The sequence below is a fragment of the Bradyrhizobium sp. Leo114 genome (assembly GCF_055229415.2).
The window spans coordinates 19577-41102 of sequence record NZ_JBUYEN020000023.1 but is presented as its reverse complement, the minus strand read 5'-3'; the positions used below and the strand labels follow the sequence as shown (position 1 = coordinate 41102).

21 protein-coding genes are annotated in these 21526 nt (G+C 64.0%); 15 read left to right on the top strand and 6 right to left on the bottom strand.

Features of this window, described 5'->3' with window-relative positions:
• The first annotated feature begins 208 nt into the window (after positions 1 to 208).
• The 3 genes from pcaF (at position 209) to pcaG (ending at position 2956) form a co-directional block, all read left to right on the top strand.
• The gene (pcaF, locus tag ACZIRK_RS26075; protein ID WP_028167987.1) at positions 209 to 1417 is read left to right on the top strand and encodes a 3-oxoadipyl-CoA thiolase; all 1209 of its coding nucleotides are present in this window, start codon (positions 209 to 211) and stop codon (positions 1415 to 1417) included.
• 232 nt (positions 1418 to 1649) lie between these two features.
• On the top strand, positions 1650 to 2354 hold the full coding sequence (gene pcaH / locus ACZIRK_RS26070) for a protocatechuate 3,4-dioxygenase subunit beta (protein ID WP_130225364.1): 705 nt from the start codon (positions 1650 to 1652) through the stop codon (positions 2352 to 2354).
• Positions 2351 to 2956: a protocatechuate 3,4-dioxygenase subunit alpha gene (pcaG, locus tag ACZIRK_RS26065; protein ID WP_463328369.1), complete on the top strand. Its 606-nt coding sequence runs from the start codon at positions 2351 to 2353 to the stop codon at positions 2954 to 2956. The genes pcaH and pcaG overlap by 4 nt, the downstream gene beginning before the upstream one ends.
• Positions 2957 to 3085: 129 nt before the next feature.
• On the opposite strand, the gene ACZIRK_RS26060 is transcribed toward pcaG, so the two are convergent.
• Positions 3086 to 4012, bottom strand: coding sequence for a LysR family transcriptional regulator (locus ACZIRK_RS26060; RefSeq protein WP_463328368.1), 927 nt, complete (start codon positions 4010 to 4012; stop codon positions 3086 to 3088).
• A 154-nt stretch (positions 4013 to 4166) separates the two neighbouring features.
• On the opposite strand from ACZIRK_RS26060, the gene ACZIRK_RS26055 reads away from it, so the two are divergent.
• The 10 genes from ACZIRK_RS26055 to ACZIRK_RS26010 all read left to right on the top strand — a co-directional run bounded on the left by ACZIRK_RS26055 (position 4167) and on the right by ACZIRK_RS26010 (position 13851).
• Positions 4167 to 5204 carry a class 1 fructose-bisphosphatase gene (locus ACZIRK_RS26055; protein WP_456641493.1) on the top strand — a complete coding sequence of 346 codons (1038 nt, stop codon included), beginning with the start codon at positions 4167 to 4169 and terminating at the stop codon, positions 5202 to 5204.
• An 11-nt stretch (positions 5205 to 5215) separates the two neighbouring features.
• Positions 5216 to 6091 (top strand): phosphoribulokinase, encoded by an 876-nt coding sequence (locus ACZIRK_RS26050; protein WP_130225367.1) that lies wholly within the window; start codon positions 5216 to 5218, stop codon positions 6089 to 6091.
• Positions 6088 to 8112 carry a transketolase gene (gene tkt / locus ACZIRK_RS26045; RefSeq protein ID WP_463328367.1) on the top strand — a complete coding sequence of 675 codons (2025 nt, stop codon included), beginning with the start codon at positions 6088 to 6090 and terminating at the stop codon, positions 8110 to 8112. Before ACZIRK_RS26050 ends, tkt begins: the two co-directional genes overlap by 4 nt.
• 2 nt (positions 8113 to 8114) lie before the next feature.
• Entirely contained in the window at positions 8115 to 9197 is a 1083-nt protein-coding gene (gene fba, locus ACZIRK_RS26040) for a class II fructose-bisphosphate aldolase (RefSeq protein ID WP_130225368.1), read from the top strand.
• Positions 9198 to 9229: 32 nt separating this feature from the next.
• On the top strand, positions 9230 to 10690 hold the full coding sequence (locus ACZIRK_RS26035) for a form I ribulose bisphosphate carboxylase large subunit (protein ID WP_130225369.1): 1461 nt from the start codon (positions 9230 to 9232) through the stop codon (positions 10688 to 10690).
• Positions 10691 to 10702: 12 nt separating this feature from the next.
• Positions 10703 to 11128 (top strand): ribulose bisphosphate carboxylase small subunit, encoded by a 426-nt coding sequence (locus tag ACZIRK_RS26030; protein WP_130225370.1) that lies wholly within the window; start codon positions 10703 to 10705, stop codon positions 11126 to 11128.
• A 109-nt stretch (positions 11129 to 11237) separates the two neighbouring features.
• On the top strand, positions 11238 to 12161 hold the full coding sequence (gene cbbX / locus ACZIRK_RS26025; RefSeq protein WP_130225371.1) for a CbbX protein: 924 nt from the start codon (positions 11238 to 11240) through the stop codon (positions 12159 to 12161).
• Entirely contained in the window at positions 12158 to 12877 is a 720-nt protein-coding gene (locus tag ACZIRK_RS26020; RefSeq protein WP_130225372.1) for an HAD family hydrolase, read from the top strand. The genes cbbX and ACZIRK_RS26020 overlap by 4 nt, the downstream gene beginning before the upstream one ends.
• A 175-nt stretch (positions 12878 to 13052) precedes the next feature.
• The gene (locus ACZIRK_RS26015; protein ID WP_130225373.1) at positions 13053 to 13376 is read left to right on the top strand and encodes an ArsR/SmtB family transcription factor; all 324 of its coding nucleotides are present in this window, start codon (positions 13053 to 13055) and stop codon (positions 13374 to 13376) included.
• Positions 13377 to 13386: 10 nt separating this feature from the next.
• Positions 13387 to 13851: an SRPBCC domain-containing protein gene (locus ACZIRK_RS26010; protein WP_463328366.1), complete on the top strand. Its 465-nt coding sequence runs from the start codon at positions 13387 to 13389 to the stop codon at positions 13849 to 13851.
• 6 nt (positions 13852 to 13857) lie between these two features.
• Here ACZIRK_RS26010 and ACZIRK_RS26005 read toward each other — a convergent pair whose 3' ends face one another.
• The 4 genes from ACZIRK_RS26005 to ACZIRK_RS25990 all read right to left on the bottom strand — a co-directional run bounded on the left by ACZIRK_RS26005 (position 13858) and on the right by ACZIRK_RS25990 (position 18438).
• Complete coding sequence (locus tag ACZIRK_RS26005) at positions 13858 to 14919, bottom strand: SDR family oxidoreductase (RefSeq protein ID WP_130225375.1); 1062 nt, start codon at positions 14917 to 14919, stop codon at positions 13858 to 13860.
• A gap of 97 nt (positions 14920 to 15016) precedes the next feature.
• Positions 15017 to 16582 (bottom strand): MDR family MFS transporter, encoded by a 1566-nt coding sequence (locus ACZIRK_RS26000; protein ID WP_130225376.1) that lies wholly within the window; start codon positions 16580 to 16582, stop codon positions 15017 to 15019.
• Positions 16583 to 16805: 223 nt separating this feature from the next.
• Complete coding sequence (locus ACZIRK_RS25995) at positions 16806 to 17966, bottom strand: HlyD family secretion protein (RefSeq protein WP_130225377.1); 1161 nt, start codon at positions 17964 to 17966, stop codon at positions 16806 to 16808.
• Positions 17959 to 18438 carry a MarR family winged helix-turn-helix transcriptional regulator gene (locus ACZIRK_RS25990; RefSeq protein ID WP_207231001.1) on the bottom strand — a complete coding sequence of 160 codons (480 nt, stop codon included), beginning with the start codon at positions 18436 to 18438 and terminating at the stop codon, positions 17959 to 17961. Before ACZIRK_RS25990 ends, ACZIRK_RS25995 begins: the two co-directional genes overlap by 8 nt.
• A 153-nt stretch (positions 18439 to 18591) precedes the next feature.
• Here ACZIRK_RS25990 and ACZIRK_RS25985 point away from each other — a divergent pair, with 153 nt between their 5' ends.
• Together ACZIRK_RS25985 and ACZIRK_RS25980 are read left to right on the top strand one after the other, a co-directional pair.
• Complete coding sequence (locus ACZIRK_RS25985) at positions 18592 to 19095, top strand: Fur family transcriptional regulator (RefSeq protein WP_130225391.1); 504 nt, start codon at positions 18592 to 18594, stop codon at positions 19093 to 19095.
• Between the two features lie 206 nt (positions 19096 to 19301).
• Complete coding sequence (locus tag ACZIRK_RS25980; RefSeq protein WP_130225392.1) at positions 19302 to 20177, top strand: DMT family transporter; 876 nt, start codon at positions 19302 to 19304, stop codon at positions 20175 to 20177.
• Positions 20178 to 20408: 231 nt separating this feature from the next.
• Here the strand turns inward: ACZIRK_RS25980 and ACZIRK_RS25975 are convergent, their stop codons facing one another.
• Positions 20409 to 21284 (bottom strand): sulfurtransferase, encoded by an 876-nt coding sequence (locus ACZIRK_RS25975; protein ID WP_130225379.1) that lies wholly within the window; start codon positions 21282 to 21284, stop codon positions 20409 to 20411.
• Between the last annotated feature and the right edge of the window lie 242 nt (positions 21285 to 21526).

The window sequence follows — 21526 nt, the reverse complement described above, 5'->3', positions numbered from 1 at the left end:
AGGGGGCGGAAACTACAAAATTTCGCTCTCCCGTCCCACCGCTTTGCCCCGCGATATTGGGTTTTCCACCCTCTCCACGCCCCCGACCTCATTTCAACGCGGGCGAGGGACGCGTCCGCCTCAATTGACCTCCTGCTAACCCGCTCCTAAAACTCGCCATCAATCCAAGCCTAGCGCGCAAGTCCGCGGCAATCAGGGAGAGAAATCAATGCGTGATGTGTATATCTGCGATGCCGTCCGGACCCCGATCGGCCGCTTCGGCGGCTCACTCGCCAAGGTGCGCACCGACGATCTCGCTGCCACCCCGATCAAGGCGCTGATGGCCAAGCATCCGAACCTAGACTGGTCGCAGGTGGATGAGGTCTTTTTCGGCTGCGCCAACCAGGCCGGCGAGGACAACCGCAATGTTGCGCGCATGGCGCTGCTGCTCGCGGGCATGCCTGAGTCGGTTCCCGGCCAGACGCTGAACCGGCTTTGCGCCTCCGGTCTCGACGCGGTCGGCGCGGCCGGCCGCGCCATCCGCGCCGGCGAGATCGATTTCGCGATTGCTGGCGGTGTCGAATCGATGACGCGGGCGCCATTCGTGATGGGCAAGGCGGCGGAAGCGTTCTCGCGCTCGGCCGAAATCTTCGACACCACGATCGGCTGGCGCTTCATCAATCCCCTGATGAAAGCGCAGTATGGCGTCGATGCGATGCCGGAGACCGGCGAGAACGTCGCCGAGGAATTCCAGGTTTCGCGCGCCGACCAGGATGCGTTCGCGATCCGCTCGCAGCAGCGCGCCGGTGCCGCAATCGCGGCCGGCTATTTCGCCGAGGAGATCACCCCGGTCTCCGCGCCGGGTGGCAAGGCGGGCCCCATTACCGTTGACAAGGACGAGCATCCACGTCCGGAGACGACGCTGGAAGGCCTCGCCAAGCTGAAGCCGGTAGTGCGCAACCCCGGCACGGTGACGGCCGGCAACGCCTCCGGCGTCAATGACGGCGCCGCCGCGATGATCCTTGCCTCCGAGGCCGCCGTGAAGAAGCACGGATTGACGCCGCGGGCGCGCATCCTCGGGCTCGCCTCGGCCGCGGTGCCGCCGCGCATCATGGGCATCGGCCCGGTGCCGGCGACGCGCAAATTGATGGAGCGGCTCGGCCTCAAGATCACTGATTTCGATTTGATCGAACTCAATGAGGCCTTCGCCTCGCAGGGCATAGCCTGCCTGCGCCAGCTCGGGGTCAAGGAGGATGCCGACTTCGTGAACCCGCATGGCGGCGCGATCGCGCTCGGCCATCCGCTTGGCATGAGCGGCGCGCGGCTCGTCTTGACAGCGGTGCATGGCATGGAAAAGCGGGGCGGGAAGCTTGCCTTGGCAACCATGTGCGTCGGCGTCGGCCAGGGCGTTGCAGCGGCGATCGAGAAGTTGAACTGACCTCTCTCCGTCATTGCGAGGAGCCAACGGGTCCCGCCTTTGGCGGGCCCGATGACAGGCTCCGCGACCAAGCAATCCATGCCTCGGCAAATGGCGAAATGGATTGCTTCGCTGCGCTCGCAATGACGGGACGAGGGACGGAAAAGCAAAACAGCGCTTTTCCGGATTAGTTATATCTTATAATGATCTGACGGCTGGCTCACCGGCAAGGAGCGCCAGGGAGGAAATCATCATGACCTTGCTCTATCCGCTGCAATCGCTCGCGGCGCACCCGCCGCGGCTGTCGCCGGGCTATCGCTCGACGGTCAAGCGCTCGCCGCAAAAGCCGTTGATCCCGATCCGGCAAACGCTCTCCGAACTGACCGGTCCGGTCTATGGCCACGAAACAGTGCGCGAGAACGATCACGACCTCACCATTCAGCACAAGGGCGAGCCGCTTGGCGAACGCATCATCGTGCACGGCCATGTGCTCGACGAGGACGGCCGCGGCGTGCCCCACGCGCTGGTGGAGTTGTGGCAAGCCAATGCCTGCGGCCGCTACGTCCATGTCGTCGACCAGCATCCGGCGCCGCTCGATCCGAACTTCACCGGCGCCGGCCGCGCGCAGACCGATGCGAGCGGCTATTACAGGTTCGTCACCATCAAGCCCGGCGCCTACCCGTGGGGCAATCACCACAACGCCTGGCGCCCGGCCCACATCCATTTCTCGGTGTTCGGCCATGCCTTCATCTCGCGCCTGGTGACGCAGATGTATTTCCCGGGCGATCCCTTGTTTCCGTTCGATCCGATCTTCAACTCGGTGACGGACGAGAAGGCGCGCGCGCGGATGATCTCCTCGTTCGATCTCGAAAACACCCAGCCGGAATGGGCGCTGTGCTACCGCTTCAACATTGTCCTGCGCGGCAGGAACGCGACGCCGATGGAGAATAAACAGTGAGCGAGCAGCGGCCGGACGGCATCACACCATCGCAGACGGTCGGCCCGTATTTCAAATACGGCCTGACGCCGAACGGCGAGTACGCGTGGAACGACGCCTTCACCAACAACCTGATCACCCCTGACGTTTCCGGCGAGCGCATCCGCGTCGAGGGCACGGTGTTCGACGGCGACGGCGTGCCGGTGCCGGACTGCATGCTGGAGATCTGGCAGGCCGACGCACAGGGCCGGTTCTCCGATCCGCAGGATGCCCGCGCGCTGCCGAACAGCTCATTCAAGGGATTTGGCCGCGTCGGCACCGATGCCAAGGGCGGCTATTCCTTCGACACCATCAAGCCGGGGCAAGTGCCCGACCCCGACGGCAAGCCGCAGGCGCCGCACATCCTGCTCGCGGTGTATGCGCGCGGCATGCTGCTGCATCTCTACACGCGGATCTATTTCGATGATGAGACGGCCAACGCCGCCGACCCCGTGCTGGCGCTGGTGCCGGCCGATCGCCGCGCGACATTGATCGCCAAGCGCAAGGCGGGCGCTGCCAATCCGGCCTATGTGCTCGACATCCACCTGCAGGGCGACAACGAGACCGTGTTCTTCGACGTCTAAGGTCACGCCTCAGCATTCTCTCGTCATGGCCGGGCTTGACCCGGCCATCCATCTCCAATGAGTCGTTTGCGAAGATGGATGGATACGCGGGTCAAGCCCGCGTATGACGGCTCGGTTGCGCGGCAGGCCTCACCGCACATTCGGCAAATAGCGCGATCCCTCCTTTCCGAGGAACTCCAGCATCGCCTGCGCCGGCGGCAGCAGGATCTTGTCGGCGCGGCGGATCGCGTGCCATTGGCGCATCACTGGCAGGCCCGCGACCTCGAGCACCACCAGCCGTCCTTCCTCCAACTCGTGGAAGACGGTGTGCTGGGAGATGAAGGCGATGCCGAGCCCGGCCATCACCGCCTGCTTGATGGTCTCGTTGCTGTCCATGGCCATGCCGACCTTGGGCTCGATCCGATGCTTCTGGAGGAACTGCTCCATCAGCAGCCGCGTGCCGGAGCCGTGCTCGCGGGTGATGAAGGTCTCAAAGGCAAGATCAGTCGCGGCGACGCGTTTCTTTCCATTGAGCCGGTGATCGGCGGCGGCGATGATCACGTGCGGATGCCTGCCGAGCGGGCGCATCTCGACCTCGATGTCCGCTGGCGGCTGCCCCATCACGGCGATATCGAGGTCGTAGCCGCGTAGCGCATCGCGGATGTCCTCGCGATTGCCGATTCTGAGCGTCACGTCGATCTTCGGGAAGCGTTGCGAGAACGCCGCGATCGCGAACGGCACGAAATATTTGGCGGTGCTGACTGCGCCCATCGCGACGCGCCCGCCGTTCTTGCCCGCGATCATGTCGAGCGACTGCTCGCAGTCGGCGAGCGCGGATTCGATACGCTCGACCAGCGCGAGAACGGTGCGGCCGGCATCCGTCAACGCCATGCCTTCAACAGTGCGCTGGATCAGGGGCAGGCCGGCAAGATCCTGCAGGTTGCGAAGCTGCAGGGTGACCGCCGGCTGGGTAAGGTTGAGCCGGTTGGCCGCGCCTGTGATCGAGCCGGCCGCATGCACGGCGGTCAACGCGCGCAGCTGACGAATGGTGAGGTCGCGCGAGAAACGTCCCGGCATGAGTACCTCCATAAAAAATACTTTGGCCACACTTAAGATATTAAAATTTCACTAATTCTGCAATTCGCGTGTTGATAGTGGCGACAGCGACTCCGCTCCGGAGCCGCTTCAAGCGAAGCCCCGTCGAGAGGGCTCGGTGAACGGGAGAGCGGCCGTGGATCATCTTCCTGCATTGCAGGCCTATCTCGACGACCCCGCGCGTCAGGACACCGTCCGCGCGGCAGCCGTGGCGGTGGTCGAGGCGCTGGCCGCGGCCGCGGTCGAACTCGCAGGCGTCATCGCCTCGGGCCCGCTGGTCGGCATCACCGGCCGTGACGGTGCGGTCAATCCGGCCGGCGACACCCAAAAGGACATCGATGTTGTCGCAGATCGGCTGATGCGCGACGCCCTGCGCACAGCGCCGGTGGCCGCCGTGCTCTCGGAGGAAGTGGAACTGCCGGAGACGCTCGACGCCGAGGCGCCGCTCTGTGTCGCGATCGATCCGCTCGACGGCTCGGCCAACCTTGCGAACAACATCTCGGTCGGCACCATCTTTTCCATCCGGCCCAAGGCGCGCGACATCCTCTCGACCTTCTTCGAGCCCGGCACCGCGCAGATTGCCGCCGGCTGTTTCATCTACGGCCCGCAGACCGTGCTGGTGCTGGCGCTGGACCAGCGCGTCGACGTCTTCACTCTGTATCCGCCGCGGCGCGAATTCGTGCTGACCGGGCGCGGTATCCGGATTCCGCCCGATACGCCGGAGTTCGCGATCAACGCCTCCAATCGCCGGCACTGGAGCGGCGCGGTGCGCGGCTATATCGACGAATGCCTCGCCGGCGCCAATGGCGAACGCGGCCGCGACTTCAACATGCGCTGGATCGGCTCATTGGTGGCGGAAGCCTACCGCATCCTGGTCCGTGGCGGCGTGTTTCTCTATCCAGCCGATGCGCGCCCGGCCTACCGCGAAGGCCGCCTGCGCCTGCTCTACGAAGCCCATCCCGTGGCGCTGATCATGGAATGGGCTGATGGCGCCGCCTCCAGCGGGCGCGCCCGCATTCTCGAACTTTCGGCGCGGACGCCGCACCAGCGGGTGCCCTTGATCATGGGATCGCCGCGCACCGTGCGCGACATCGATATGATGCACGAGGGCGTCGAGCCGCTGTTCGAAAACGCCGACGCGCCGTTGTTCGCGCGCCGCGGACTGTTTCGCTGAAGGAGGCCGGCATGTCGCGGCGTCACCCCATCATATCGGTCACAGGTTCTTCCGGCGCCGGAACGACATCGGTCAGGAAGACCTTCGAGAACATCTTCCGGCGCGAGAATGTCAGCGCCGCCTATGTCGAAGGCGATGCCTTCCACCGTTACGATCGCGCCGAGATGCGCAGCAAGATGGTTGAGGAGGCCGAGCGCGGCAACAAGCATTTCAGCCATTTCAGCCCCGAAACCAATTTGTTCGAGGAACTCGAAAAACTGTTCCGCGACTATAGCGAGTCCGGCACTGGGACGACGCGGCACTATGTGCACGACGAGCAGGAGGCGCGGCTCTACGGCGGCGATCCCGGCACTTTCACCAAGTGGGAGTCGTTGCCGGAGAGTTCCGATCTGCTGTTCTATGAGGGCCTGCATGGCGCCGTCGTCACCGAGAAGGTGAATGTTGCCAAATATGCCGACCTCAAGATCGGCGTCGTCCCCGTCATCAATCTCGAATGGATCCAGAAGCTGCATCGCGATCGCAGCCACCGCGGCTATTCCACGGAGGCAGTGACCGACACCATCCTGCGGCGCATGCCTGATTATGTGAACTACATCTGCCCGCAGTTCACCGAGACCGACATCAACTTCCAGCGCGTGCCGACGGTCGACACGTCGAACCCGTTCATCGCGCGCTGGATCCCGACGCCGGACGAATCGATGGTCGTGATCCGGCTGAAGAATCCGCGTGGCATCGATTTTCCCTATCTGCTCTCGATGATCCCGCACAGCTTTATGTCGCGCGCCAATTCGATCGTGATCCACGGCGCCAAACTCGACCTGGCGATGCAGCTCATCCTCACCCCGCTGATTCTGCAACTGATGGAACGAAAGAGGCGAACGATATGACCGCACTTGCGTCTGTGGCCAGCCGCACCCAAGTCAGCCATGCCGAGATGGCGAACGCCATCCGCTTCCTCGCCATCGATGCCGTGGAGAAGGCGAAGTCCGGGCATCCCGGCATGCCGATGGGCATGGCCGGTGTTGCGACCGTGCTGTTTTCGCGCTTCCTCAAATTCGACCCCGATGATCCGGCCTGGCCCGACCGCGACCGTTTCGTGCTCTCGGCCGGCCATGGCTCGATGCTGCTCTACGCGCTGCTGCATCTGACCGGCTATGAAGGCGTCACGCTGGATCAGCTCAAGGCCTTCCGCCAGTGGGGATCGGCGACTCCAGGCCATCCCGAATATGGCCACACGCCCGGCGTGGAGACGACGACCGGCCCGCTCGGGCAGGGCATCGCGACCGCCGTCGGCATGGCGCTCGCCGAGCGATTGATGAATGCGCGGTTCGGCGACGAACTCGTCGACCACTTCACCTATGTCATCGCCGGCGATGGCTGTCTGATGGAAGGCATCAGCCACGAGGCGATCTCGCTCGCCGGGCATTTGCGGTTGAACCGGCTGATCGTGCTGTTCGACGACAACCGGATCTCGATCGACGGCGCGACGTCACTGTCCTGTTCCGACCATCAGCTCGCGCGTTTCAGGGCCTCCGGCTGGTCGGCCTGCCGGATCGACGGCCATGATCCGCAAGCGGTTGCGAGGGCGATCGATGAAGCCAGGAAGAGTGACCTGCCGTCGCTGATCGCCTGCCAGACCGTGATCGGCTTCGGCGCGCCGAACCGGGAAGGCAGCGAGAAGGTTCACGGTGCACCGCTCGGATCGGACGAGGTCGCCAAAACGCGGGCAGCGCTCGATTGGCGCTACGAGCCATTTGAAGTTCCGCCAGCCGTGCTTGCCGAATGGCGCGAGATCGGCGCACGCGGCCGGGCGGCGCGCCGCGCCTGGATCGAGCGTTCACGGAGCGCCTGCAATGGCGGCGGCAGGTCGCCGTTCCACGATGCGCTGAACAAAAAGCTGCCCGGCGCCTATACCGAGGCGATGGCGAAGCTGAAGGAGCGTTTCGCGGCCGAGCGTCCCAAGCTTGCGACACGGCAGGCGTCGCAGCAGGTGATCGATGTGATCGCCGAAGCGCTGCCGAACCTGCTCGGCGGCTCGGCCGACCTGACGCACTCCAATCTCACGCTGGCGAAATCACAGGTGCCAGTGCGGTCGGGCTGGCTGCACGGCAGCTATATCCATTACGGCGTCCGCGAGCACGCCATGGCGGCGGCGATGAACGGCATCGCGTTGCACGGCGGCTTCGTCCCCTACGGCGGAACATTCCTCGCATTCGCCGACTATAGCCGCCCCGCGATCCGGCTCGCTGCGCTGATGGGCGTCCGCGTCATCCACGTCATGACGCACGATTCGATCGGACTGGGCGAGGACGGTCCGACGCACCAGCCGGTCGAGCATCTCGCCGCGCTCCGTGCGATCCCCAATCTCCTGGTGTTTCGCCCCGCCGATCCGATCGAGACCGCGGAAGCCTGGGACTGCGCGCTGAAGGCCGAAACCTCGCCGTCGATCCTGTGCCTGTCGCGGCAGGCGCTGACCGCTTTTCGCGATGTTACCGATACCAACCACGTCGCGCTTGGCGCCTATGTGGCGATCGAGCCGGATGGAGGCCGTGACGTCACGCTGATTGCAACCGGCTCAGAAGTCTCGATCGCGCTCGAAGCGGCCAAGCTGCTCGGAAGTGAGAATGTCCGTGCCGCCGTCGTTTCCGCCCCGTGCTTCGATCTGTTCCGGAAGCAGCCGCGCGACTACCAGGCCAAGGTGCTGGGCGATGCGCCACGTGTCGGCGTCGAGGCCGCGATCGAGGGCGATTGGGCGCGCTGGCTTGGCGATGATGGCGAGTTCGTGGGCATGAACGGTTTCGGCGCCTCCGCGCCCGCTGATGTGCTCTACCGCGAGTTCGGCATTACGCCGGCCGCCGTCGCGGCTGCGGCCAGGCGCGTGATCCAGCACGCAAGCGAAAGGAAATAAGCATGGCGCGTATAACCTTGAGGCAACTGCTGGATCATGCCGCCGAGCGCGGCTACGGCGTGCCCGCTTTCAACATCAACAATATGGAGCAGGGCCTTGCGATCATGGAGGCGGCGTCGGCCTGCGATGCGCCCGTCATCATCCAGGCCTCACGCGGCGCGCGCGCCTATACGGGTGACATCATGCTGTCGAAGATGATCGATGCGCTCGAGGAGATGTATCCGGACGTGCCGCTGTGCCTGCATCTCGATCATGGCAACGAGGAATCCACCTGCGCCACCGCGATCCGCTATGGCTTCACGTCGGTGATGATGGACGGCTCGCTGAAGGCCGATGCCAAGACGGCAGCCGATTATGACTATAACGTTGACATTACCCGCCGCGTCGTCGACATCGCGCATTGGGTCGGCGCCTCCGTCGAGGGCGAGCTCGGCGTGCTCGGCTCGCTCGAGCATGGCGGCGGCGAGCAGGAGGACGGCCATGGCGTCGAGGGCAAGGTCAGCCATGACAAGCTCCTCACCGATCCGGACCAGGCGGTCGATTTCGTCCGCGCCACCAAGGTGGATGCGCTCGCGATCGCAATGGGCACCTCGCATGGCGCCTACAAGTTCACGCGGCGGCCCGACGGTGACATCCTCGCGATGCGCGTGGTGGAGGAGATACATCAGCGGCTGCCGAATACGCATCTGGTGATGCACGGCTCGTCCTCGGTGCCGCAGCCATTGCAGGACATGTTCAACCAGTTCGGCGGCGAGATGCCGCAGACCTGGGGCGTGCCGGTCGAGGAGATCGTCCGCGGCATCAAGCACGGCGTCCGCAAGGTCAATATCGATACCGATTGCCGGCTCGCGATGGCCGCGGCCTTCCGCAAGGTCGCGACTCAATCGAAAAGCGAATTCGATCCCCGCAAATTCTTGAAACCCGCGATGGAGGCTTTGCGTGACCTCTGCCGCGACCGCTTCGAGCAGTTCGGCACGGCGGGCAATGCCGCGAAGATCAAGGTGATTCCGCTGTCCGAGATGGCGAGGCGCTACCGCGCCGGCGCGCTCGATCCGCAAATTGGGGCGATGACCGAAGCAGCGTGAGGGGCACGCCAGAAAGTTTTCAGGAGGACCATATGAACATGCAGTCGATGACCCTGCGCGGCAAGGATCGCTACAAATCCGGTGTGCTCGAATACAAGCGCATGGGCTATTGGGAGCCCGACTACCAGCCCAAGGACACGGACGTCATCGCGTTGTTCCGCGTCACGCCGCAGGACGGCGTCGATCCGACCGAAGCCTGCGCGGCGGTAGCAGGCGAATCCTCGACCGCGACCTGGACCGTGGTGTGGACCGATCGTCTGACGGCGGCGGAAAAATATCGCGCGAAATGCTACCGCGTCGATCCGGTGCCGGGTTCGCCAGGCAGCTATTTCGCCTACATCGCCTATGACCTCGATCTGTTCGAGCCGGGCTCGATCGCGAATCTCACCGCGTCGATCATCGGCAACGTCTTCGGCTTCAAGCCGCTGAAGGCGCTGCGGCTCGAGGACATGCGGCTTCCCGTTGCCTATGTGAAGACGTTCCAGGGCCCCGCGACCGGCATCGTGGTCGAGCGCGAGCGGCTCGACAAGTTCGGGCGTCCCTTGCTCGGCGCGACTGTGAAGCCGAAGCTCGGCCTCTCCGGCCGCAACTACGGCCGCGTCGTCTACGAAGCGCTGAAGGGTGGGCTCGATTTCACCAAGGACGACGAAAACATCAACTCGCAGCCCTTCATGCACTGGCGGGAGCGCTTCCTCTACTGCATGGAGGCGGTCAACCGCGCGCAGGCCGCGACCGGCGAGATCAAGGGCACCTATCTCAACGTCACCGCGGCGACCATGGAGGACATGTACGAGCGCGCCGATTTCGCCCGCGAACTCGGCTCGACCATCGTCATGATCGATCTTGTGATCGGCTACACCGCGATCCAGTCGATGGCGAAATGGGCGCGCAAGAACGACATGATCCTGCATCTGCATCGCGCCGGCCATTCCACCTACACCCGGCAACGGTCGCATGGCGTCTCGTTCCGCGTCATCGCAAAATGGATGCGGCTCGCGGGCGTGGATCATATTCACGCCGGCACTGTGGTCGGCAAGCTCGAGGGCGATCCGAACACCACGCGCGGCTACTACGATATCTGCCGCGAAGACTTCAATCCGATGCAGCTCGAGCACGGCGTGTTCTTCGACCAGAATTGGGCCAGCCTCAACAAGCTGATGCCGGTGGCCTCGGGCGGCATCCATGCCGGGCAGATGCATCAGCTGCTCGACCTCCTGGGCGAGGACGTCGTGCTGCAGTTCGGCGGCGGCACCATTGGTCACCCGCAGGGCATCCAGGCGGGTGCCACCGCCAACCGCGTCGCGCTGGAAGCGATGATCCTCGCCCGCAACGAGGGGCGCGACTACGTCCATGAAGGTCCAGAGATCCTGGCCAAGGCGGCGCAAAGCTGCACACCGCTGCGCGAGGCGCTCGAGGTCTGGAAGGACGTCACCTTCAACTATGAATCGACCGATGCGCCGGACTTCGTTCCGACGCCGAGCGTCGCGGTCTGAAAGGGGTACATCATGCGCATAACCCAGGGCTGCTTCTCCTTCCTGCCCGATCTCACCGACGAGCAGATCACGGCACAGGTGCAGTACTGCCTCGACAGGGGCTGGGCTGTTAACATCGAATTCACCGACGATCCGCATCCCCGCAACACCTATTGGGAGATGTGGGGCCTGCCGATGTTCGATCTGCGCGACGCCGCGGGTATCATGCGGGAGCTCGGCGAATGCCGGCGCGTGTATGGCGACCGCTATATCCGGATCTCCGGCTTCGATTCGAGCCACGGATGGGAGTCCGTGCGCATCTCCTTCATCGTCAATCGGCCCACGAACGAGCCCGGCTTCCGGCTCGACCGGCAGGAATCCGTCGGTCGCAACCTCCGCTATTCGACGCATGCCTATGCGGCGGAGCGGCCTGAAGGCGAGCGTTACGCAGACCGTTAACCGCGTCCGGTTCAAGCCAGGCGGGTGGCTCCCTCGGCCGACCTGGTCCGGATGCACTTCTCCGTCGTCGCCAGGTTGCGGCGACGGAGCTTTTCGACACGAGAGCAGGATGACGCAACCACAGCCACAGACTGACGAAGCCCCGCTGGAGGCCGTCGATCTCCGCCGCGAATTCGCCGACCTTGGCATCGGCGCCGTGCTCGACCAGCTCGATTCCGAGTTGATCGGCCTGGCGCCAGTGAAGACGCGCATTCGCGAGATCGCAGCGCTGCTGCTGGTGGAGCGCATCAGGCAGAAGATGGCGCTCGCCACCACCTTTCCGACCCTGCATATGTCCTTCACCGGCAATCCTGGCACCGGCAAGACTACGGTAGCAATGCGGATGGCCAGCATCCTGCACCGGCTCGGCTTCGTGCGCCGCGGCCACGTCATCAGCGTCACTCGCGACGACCTGGTCGGGCAATATATCGGCCACACCGCACCAAAGACGAAGGAGATCTTGAAGAAGGCGATGGGCGGCGTGCTGTTCATTGACGAGGCCTACTACCTCTATCGCCCCGACAATGAGCGCGACTACGGCCAGGAGGCGATCGAGATCCTGTTGCAGATCATGGAGCAGCAGCGCGAGGATCTGGTCGTGATCCTCGCCGGCTATGGCGACCGCATGGAAAAATTCTTCCAGAGCAATCCGGGTTTTCGTTCCCGCATCGCCCATCACATCGACTTCCCCGACTATTCGGACCCCGAGTTGCTCGCGATCGCCGAGTTGATGTTGCAGCAGCAGAACTACCACTTCTCAGCGGCGGCGCGCGATGCCTTCATCCGCTACATCGCCGTGCGCAAGACTCAGCCGCTGTTCTCCAACGCGCGCTCGATCCGCAATGCGCTGGATCGCATCCGGCTCCGCCAGGCCAACCGCATCGTCTCCCGGCTCGACCGGGTGCTCACGGCCGACGACGTGATGTCGATCGAGGCCGGCGATGTGCTGGCGAGCCGGGTCTTTTCGAAAGGCGCGACGGACAAGGAGACATGAGCGAGACGCTGACAGCCGTGCGGGCGGCGACCTTCGGAGACCTCCTTGCCCGCGCCCGCGCACTGATCTTTGACGTCGACGGCACAATGGCCGAGACCGAGGAGGTGCACCGCCGCGCCTTCAACGAGGCGTTCTCGCGCGCAGGCCTCAACTGGTACTGGGACCAAGCCACCTACGGACAGTTGCTGCGCGTCGCCGGAGGCAAGGAGCGGATCCGCGCATTTGCCATGCGCAAGCGAACCATGCCGCTGCTGTCGACGCGCGAGATCGCGGAGCTGCACCAGATCAAGACCGCGCGTTATGCCGAACTGATCGCAACGGGCGGCTGCCCGTTGCGGCCGGGCGTGGAGGCTTTGCTGCGAAAGGCACGACGGCGCAGCCAGCGGCTGGCGATCGCGACGACGACCTCGCGTGCCAATATCGATGCGCTATTGTTGGTGGCGCTGGGCGAGGATTGGGCCGAGTGGTTCGAGGCGATCGTCGCGGGTGACGATGTGCCCGAGAAGAAGCCGGCACCCGACGTCTATCTCATGATGCTGGCGCGACTGTCGCTCCCTGCTTCCCGCTGCATAGCCATCGAGGACTCGCGCAACGGATTAATCGCGGCCTCGCGCGCCGGCATTCCCGTGCTGTTCACCCGCAGCGCCTACTTCCGCGACGATGATTGCTCGGAAGCGCTGCTCGCCGTCGATGAACTCACCGAGATCGCCGGCTGACGCTGCCGCGTGCCAGCTGGAGCGCCGTAGCCCGGGTGGAGCGCCAGCGTAACCCGGGGCCGCTCACAAACGTTGATCCAGATGTCCCGGGTTGCGCTTCGCTCCACCCGGGCCACGGCCCTTGACTATCAGCATTCGGTTATATAATAATATAGTTATATAATGGATGCTTGATATGCCAAACCTCGACGCCGCCTTTTCAGCGCTCGCCGACCCGACCCGCCGGGCCATCCTGGCTCGCCTTGCGCTGGGCGAAGCGACCGTCATGGAACTGGTCGAGCCGTTCGAGCTGACGCAGCCCGCCATCTCCCGCCATCTCAAGGTGCTGGAAAGCGCGGGCCTGATCATTCGCCGCGTTGAAGGCACCAAGCGACCGTGCCGGCTCGCGCCGACCGCCGTGGCCGAGATCGACCAGTGGCTTTCGATGCTACGGCAAGCCCTGAACGCGAATTACGACCGGCTCGACCAGGTTCTGGCCGATATGAAAACCGAGAAGTGAAAGGCTTCCCATGACCAGACTGACGCTGAAGACCGAAGGCGATCGATATGTCATCGTCACCCGCCGCTTCGCCGCGCCGCCAGAAGCCGTCTATCGCGCCCATACCGAGCCGGAACTCTTGCAGAAATGGCTGCTCGGTCCGCCGGGCTGGACCATGCCGGTCTGCATCAGCGAAGCCCGTCCTGGCGGCAAGATCCGCTACGAGTGGAGCAATGGCGAAGGCGGCGGGTTCTATCTGACCGGCGAATATCTGGAGCTCGCGCCGTTCAGCCGCATCGTCCACGTCGAGCGCATGCATCTGCCGGACCCGACGCCGGACAATCACGTCGAGACCATTTTCGCGCCCGACGGCAGCGGCACCTTGATGACGATGCGAATGACGCTGCCGGATGCAGCGACGCGGGAGGCGATGCTGGCGACCGGCATGGAGCACGGAATGGAAGACAGCTACTCCCGGCTCGATGCGCTTGCGTAGCCGGTCTTACGGGATGAGACGCTCGTCGCGTAAACGCGCGAACAGATCGAAGAAGCTATCATCGGTTGTTTGGTAATCGAGAAAGCCGAGCTTGCGGCTCTTGCTCATATCGGTAACGACCTCGATCGGGCGACCGAGGTCGGCGTCGGTATGCCAGGCCGAGGTGAGCACGCCGAGATCGGGCTCGGCCAGCCGATATTTTCTGGCGATGTCGGACCAGATCGGGCCCGCATCGGCCAATTGTCGCTCCAGCGGAATTCCTTCGCCCTGAAATGACGCCGGCTTTAGTCCAAACCAGTCGGCCAGCCGCTGCCACATCCAGCTCCAGCGAAACACGTCGCCATTGACGACATTGAACGCCTGATTGCGGGCGGCCGGCGTTGTCGCCGCCCATTCCAGATGGCGTGCGAGCAGCCGCGCATCCGTCATATCGGTAAGACCATTCCACTGCGTCGCGGAGCCCGGAAACAGGAACGGACGTCCGGTCTCGCGGCAGATGGTGGCGTAGACCGCGAGCGTCACGCCCATGTTCATCGCGTTGCCCACGGCATAGCCGATGATGGTGTGCGGCCGATGGATGCTCCAGCCAAAGCCGTCGCGACCAGCCGCCGCGAACACTTCGTCTTCCTGGGCGTAGTAGAAATTCTCGATCTCGAGCCGGGGCTGGTCTTCCCGAAACGGCGTGGCGGGCAGCTTGCCCTTGCCGTAATTTTCGAACGGACCAAGATAGTGCTTCAGCCCGGTCACGAGCGCGACATGCCTGACCGAGCCTGCAGGCGACAACGCGTCGAGCAGGTTGCGCACCATCGCAGAATTGACCCTGATATTCTCGGCCTCGGTGTTCTGGCGCAACCACGTGCTGATGAACACGTCCGTCGGTCTCAGATCCTGTAGCGCCTTGCGAACCGATGCGGGGTCCAGCAGGTCCGCCGCCACCGGCTGCAGGCCGATGTTGGCTGGTGGCCGGCGCGCCAGCGCGTAGATCTGCCACTCCTGCTGACGCAGGTGCCGGACCAGATTATTGCCGACGATACCGCTTGCGCCCACGACCAGCGCTGAACCCGCCATGTTCCAACCTCCAGTGATATCGGTGGGAGATAGGATTGGTCGACGCATCAACCAGGGCGGCCGCGCCGGGAATAACTCTTTCGTGAGCGAGCCTCGACTACTCCATCACCGCCGCATGGTCCGAGGATGCCTGCGACTGCGACCGCAGCGCCGCCTTGGTCGAACCGATCATGATCGCAAGCGGGATCGAGGCCAGGATGAACACCATCACGAGCTGGTAGTCGTGGGCGAACGCGATGATCTGCGCCTGCACCGCGACGATCTTATCCGCCATCGCGCGGCCGGTGTCGGTGTTGAGATTGATCATGCCACTGACATTGGGCATCTGCAGTGCATGGTTGAAGGGGGTGATGTGCTCGGACAGCGTCGCGTAGATGCGCCGCGAGCCTTCCGTGAGCTGCGCGATCACGATGGAGATGCCGATCGAGCTGGCGACGTTGCGCAGCAGCGTCAGCATCGAGGTGCCGTCAGTGCGCAGGTGATTGGGCAAGCTCAGGAACGCCACGGTCGAGAGCGGTACGAACACCAGTCCGAAGCCGAAACCCTGGACGATGCTCACGACCACGATCTCGGTTGCGCTGGTCTGGTCGGTCCAGCCGGTCATCACGAACAGCGACGCGGCGGTCAGTGCCAGGCCGGAGATGATCAGCGTGCGCGCCTCGATGAAGCGCATCATGCGTCCGACCAGCATCATCGCGACGAAGGTGCCGCAGCCGCGGCTCGCCAGCAGCACACCGGCGGTGATGATGGGATAGCCGATCACGTTCTGCAGGTAAGGCGAGGACAGCGCCATGGTCGAGTAGAGCACAAGCCCCATCACGGTCATGAACACGCAGCCGCCGACGAAATTCCTGTCCTTGAACAGCTCGAACCGGATGAACGGCTTCGACGTCGTGAACGAATGGGCGAAGAAGTAATAGAAACCGATGCCGCTGATGATGAACTCGGCGATGATCTCGTTGGATTCGAGCCAGCCGAGCTGCTCGCCGCGGTCGAGCGCAAGCTGCAGCGAGCCGATCGCGACCGCGAGCGCGCCGAAGCCGAACCAGTCGAAGCGCAGTTCCAGGTTCTGCTTGGTCTCGTCCATGAAGATGATGAGGCCGAGCACGGTGATGGCCCCGAAGGGCAGGTTGACGAAGAACACCCAGTGCCAGGAATAGGTCTCGGTCAGCCAGGCGCCGAGCGAGGGTCCCATGATCGGCCCCATCATCACGCCCATGCCCCAGATCGACATCGCCTTGGCGCGTTCGTGCAGCGCGTAGGAGTCGAGCATCACGGCTTGCGACAGCGGCACCAGCGCTGCGCCGAACACGCCCTGCAGCAGGCGGAACAGCACCATCTGGCTGATGTCCTGCGCCAGGCCGCACAGCACGGAAGCCACGGTGAAGCCGGCGGAGCAGATGATGAAGATGCGCTTTCGGCCGAACCGGTTGGCGATCCATCCCACCGGCGCGGTCATGATCGCGGCCGCCACGATGTAGGACGTGAGCACCCAGTTGATCTGGTCCTGCGATGCCGACAGCGTGCCCTGCATATAGGGCAGCGCGACATTGGCGATGGTGGTGTCCAGCGCCTGCATGACGGTCGCTGTCATCGCGCAGACCGTCACCATGTTCCGGCGCAGTCCGGGCACCATGATGAGCGAGGGGGCCGCCGTCGACATCTGTTCTATCGCCTGGTGCTGGTTGGTTGAATCGGTCGGGCCGCGGGCACCACCTCTCCCCGCCGGCGAGAGGTCGCGCCGAAGGGGCGGGTGAGGGGGATCAGGTCCCACGAGAGAGCGTAACCCCCCACCCGGATCGCATCTTGCGATGCGACCCGACCTCTCCCGATAGGAGAGGTGGCGAGTTCCGATGCCGCACCAACTCGATCTGATTTCATTAGACCTAGTCCTGCTCGTGGGTCGCTGCGGCCGAGGACAGGCCGAGCAGGCCGGACAGCGTGCGGCGATGATTGGTGTCGATGGTGGCGTAGACGCTCATGCCCGCCTTCAATTTGCGCACCATCTTGTCGTTCTTGTCGAAATAGATCCTGACCGGCACGCGCTGCACCACCTTGACGAAGTTGCCGGTCGCGTTCTGCGGCGGCAGGATCGCGAATTGCGCGCCGGTGCCGGGCGAGAGCGAGCCGACCGTGCCCTTGAACAAATGGTTCGGGAACGCGTCGACCTCGAGGTCGACCGGCTGGCCGACCGCGACATAGGTGAAGTCTGATTCCTTCGGGTTGGCGTCGACCCAGGGGTTCGCCACGTCGATGATGGAGAACACCGGCGTGCCGGCGGCGATGAAGCGGCCGAGCTGGATCTGCTCGACCTGAGTGGCGGTGCCTGCCATCGGCGCGCGCATCACGGTGTGGTCGAGGTTGCGCTGGGCCTCATCGAGCTTGGCCTTGGCCTGCGCATAAGGTGGGAATTGCTCCAGCGGCAGGTCGGGATCGCCGAGCAGTTGCGCCTTGGAACTGGAGATCTGCTGCTTGATGAACTCGGCCTGCGCGCTCGCGGTCACCAGCGACGTCGCGGCGTTGTCGAGGTCGAGCTGCGAACCGAAATTGCTTTTCACCAGCGACTGCTTGCGGTCGACGTCCCGCTGCTTCAGGTCGACCCCCCGTTGTGCCAGATCGAGCATCTGGCCGTAGATTTTGATATTGGCGACCAGGTTGTCATAGTTCGTGCGTGCCTGATCGAGCGCCCCCTTGGCCTGGTCGACCGCGAGGCGGAACGGCACCGGGTCGATCTCGAACAGCACGTCGCCTTCCTTGACCTGCTGGCCTTCCTTGACCACGACCTTCTCGATCTTGCCGGAGATGTCGGGGGTGATCAGCACCTTCTGTGCGCCGACATAGGCGTCGTCGGTCGACACATAGCGGCCGCCGTTGAGATAGAAGACGACGCCGCCGACCAGCACCACCAGCGGCAACACGACGAGGAGGAGGAATCGGCGATAGCGTCGCAAGCCCGCCACCAGTCCGCGCGGCTGATCGGTCTTCGCCGGGGACGAAGCCGGATTGTCCCTCTGCTCGGGCGCGAGTTTCAGTACGGGATCAGCCATAGCGCTGCTCTTTTCTGGGAGATTCGCCGGCCGGGGTTTGGATGGCATTGCGGACGTTTTCCTTGATAGATTCGAGTTGGACGAGCAGGCGGTGGGCATCGGCGGGGCTGATGCCTTCCAGCGCGGTTGCAGTGAGTTCGGAGCGAAGGCCGGCGAGCTTGGCGAGCAGCGGGCGCGCCGCCTTGCGCAGATAGAGGCGGTTCACTCTGCGGTCATTCTCGTCGCCGCGGCGCTCGATCCAGCCATTGTCGCAGAGCTTGTCGATCAGCCGGGTCAGCGTGATCGGTTGCATCTCGAGCAACTCGGCAAGCTCGGTCTGCTTCATTCCCTCGCTGCGCTCGACCTTGGTCAGCACCGCCCATTGCGCGCGGGTGATTCCGTAGCGCGCGGCCTCCTTGTCGGCGTAGACGCGGATCAGGCGAAACAATTCACCGAGCGTGAACATGAAGTTCGCGTCGACGGACCCCGGCATAATCTACCCTCCATAAGCTTTGGCTATAATAAGCTTGCTTATGATTTCCGCATGTCCGGTTAACGGAAGGCAGCTCCGCTTCCAGAACATGGCTGGGAACGGGGCGAGCCCCGGGGCTTTGGGATCGCCGGTCAGGCTGCTAAAATGGTGCATATGACGTTGACAAAACCCACATTTCCCGCACCTGACCACGATCACGGCCGCTGCACTGCGGAAGGGATCGCGCATGCCGAGGAGGTTTGCGCGCGGCGGGCGCAGAAGTTCACGCCGATCCGCCGTCAGGTGCTCGGGGCGCTATTGTCCAGCCACCGGCCGCTCGGCGCCTATGAGGTGATCGACGAGCTCGCCAAGTCGATGCCGCGCCCGGCGCCGATCACCGTCTACCGCGCGCTCGATTTCCTGATGGAGAACGGCCTCGTTCACCGCATCGAAAGCCGGAACGCGTTTCTGGCCTGCGCGCATGATCACGACGAGACTTCGATGGTGGCGTTTTTGATCTGCGATCGCTGCGGCGCAGTCGGCGAAATCCCGGCGGCGCCGGTGGCCCAGAGCCTGAAGGCCGCAGCGCGCGCCGCGGGCTTTGCGCCGAAGTTGTCGGTGGTCGAGATCGCCGGCACTTGCGCGCATTGCCAGAAAGAAACCAGGGCCGTTGTCTGATTGAATTTGAGCATGATCCGGAAAAGTGGAAACCCGTTTTCCGAAAAGATCATGCTCAGACAAAGAGATGAAACCCGGAAGCCCCCTGCTCCGGATTCCAAACGATAACACGGCGCCAAGCCGGAAACCGAGGCAACATGTCAACGCAAACCATCTCCAGCGTCGCCGCAACCGGCCGCGCGCTCACCCCGGGCGCGGTCGCGATCATGCTGATGCTGTGCGTGAGCTGGGGATTCAACCAGATCGCGGTCAAGCTTGCGCTGCCCGACATTCCGCCGATGCTGCAGGCGATGTTCCGCTCCGCCGGCGCGTTGCCGGTGATGCTGATCGTGGGCTGGCTGCGCGGCGTCAAATTCTTCGAGCGCGACGGCACGCTTCTGGCCGGCCTGGTCGCCGGGTTGATGTTCGGCATCGAGTTCGTGCTGATCTTCAGCGGCCTGGTGTTCACCTCGGCCTCGCGCGCGTCGGTCTTCCTCTATACGGCGCCGTTCTTCGTCGCATTCGGCTCCCATCAGTTCCTCGGCGAGCGGCTCTCCGCCTTGCAATGGAGCGGGCTCGCCTTGAGCTTTGCCGGCGTCGCGCTTGCGATCGGCGTGCCGCAGCCGGATGTCGACGCCAAGGTCTTGCTGGGCGATCTGATGGTGGTCGGCGGCGGCGCGCTTTGGGCGGCCACCACGCTGGTCGCCAAGGGGACAGCGCTACGCAAGGCCGCGCCGGAAAAGGCGCTCGGCTATCAGGTCGCCCTGTCGATTCCGATCCTGGGTATCGCCTCGTGGCTTGCGGGCGAAACCATCACCCATTTTCCCAGCCCGCTGTCGCTCGCCTTGATGGCGTATCAGGCGATCTGGGTGGTGGGTTGCACCTTCGTGATCTGGTTTGCGATGGTGAAGATGTATTCCGCCAGCAAGCTGTCGGCCTTCACTTTCATCACGCCGCTGTTCGGCGTCGTCGCTGCCTATGTCATCATGCATGACACCCTGACGCCGGTATTCGGCGTCGCGGCGCTGTTGGTGATCATCGGCCTCTATCTCGTGAACAAGCCGGATCCGAAGGTGACGCCGGATCCCAATGTGCCGGCGTGAACCACCGCTGTCATTCCGGGATGCGCCGAAGGCGCAGGCCCGGAATCCATCGGGCCGCATGCGCGGTGGAGAAATGGATTCCGGGCTCGATGCTTCGCATCGCCCCGGAATGACGACTGGGCGTCGAGGTAGATCTTTCCTCCGTCATTGCGAGCGGAGCGAAGCAATCCATGCCTCCGCGTGCCGTGTATTGCTTCGCTTCGCTCGCAATGACGGGTAAAGAACCCGCGCCTATCCCCGTTCGATCGGCAGGGTCTCGTCCTTGGCCCATTCGCCCATCGAGGCATCATAGAGAGTGAGGTTGTCGTAGCCGAGCCGATGGAGCTGGAATAAATCGACCGTGGCGGAAATGCCGCCGCCGCAATAGGCGATCACGCGCTTGTCCTTGCTGATGCCTTGGCTTGCAAATTTCGCTTCCGCGTCCGCGCGCGCGATGAACGTCTTCGCCGTGGGATCGAGCAACGTCGCCGCCGGCACATTGACGCTGCCGGGAATGCGTCCCGGCCGGCCGTAGCGGCTGGGTTCGAGGCCTGCGTGGAATTGTGGACCCAGCGCATTGACGGTGACGGTGCCTTGGTCCCCTCGTGCGGCGAGCACGTCGTCCTTGCCGACGAAGAAACCCGCTCGCGGTTTCGCGGCAAACGTCGCAGGCGGATAGCCCTTGGCGGGGCCGGTCTCGAGCGGGCGTCCTTCCGCTTTCCACTTGTCCAGGCCGCCGTCGAGCACGGAGGCGCCGTCGAAGCCCAGCGATTTCAGCATCCACCAGAAGCGCGTCGCCCACATCGGCGTGCCGATCGAATACAGCACCACCCGGCTGTCGGGACCGATCCCGTGGCGGCCGAAGGCGGTTTCGAGCTGCGCGACGAGGGGCATCATGAAGCGCAGTTCCGTGTTCGGAGCGGAGAATTCGCCCTGCAAGTCGAGAAAATCGGCGCCGGCGATATGGCCGGCCTCGAAGGTTTCTTTCCCCGGCACCGCAATATAGGGAACGCCGCTGCCTTCCGGCGCCGGCTCCAGATAGGTCGTACAGTCGAAGAGGCGAAGATCCGGCTGATGCAGGATATCGGCAAGTTCCGCCGTGGTGATAAGCTCATCCCTTGTCGCCATCTGCACCTCCCGCGGGTGGTATTTGCTTCAAGGTATGGCGCGCGGTAGGGGATGAAAAGCCGTCCTCGCGTGTTCGCGGGCCCTTTAATCCCCCGAATCCTCCCCCGATATACCGGTCAGCCCATCGGACGGCCGCCGGTCTTGCGCTCGATCCCGCTTTCAGGCGCAAGCTGTTGAATCTCCGTTAGAAAATATGTGATCCAATAAACCGCCAGCCCGCCTTCGTGCCCCCCTTGGTGAAT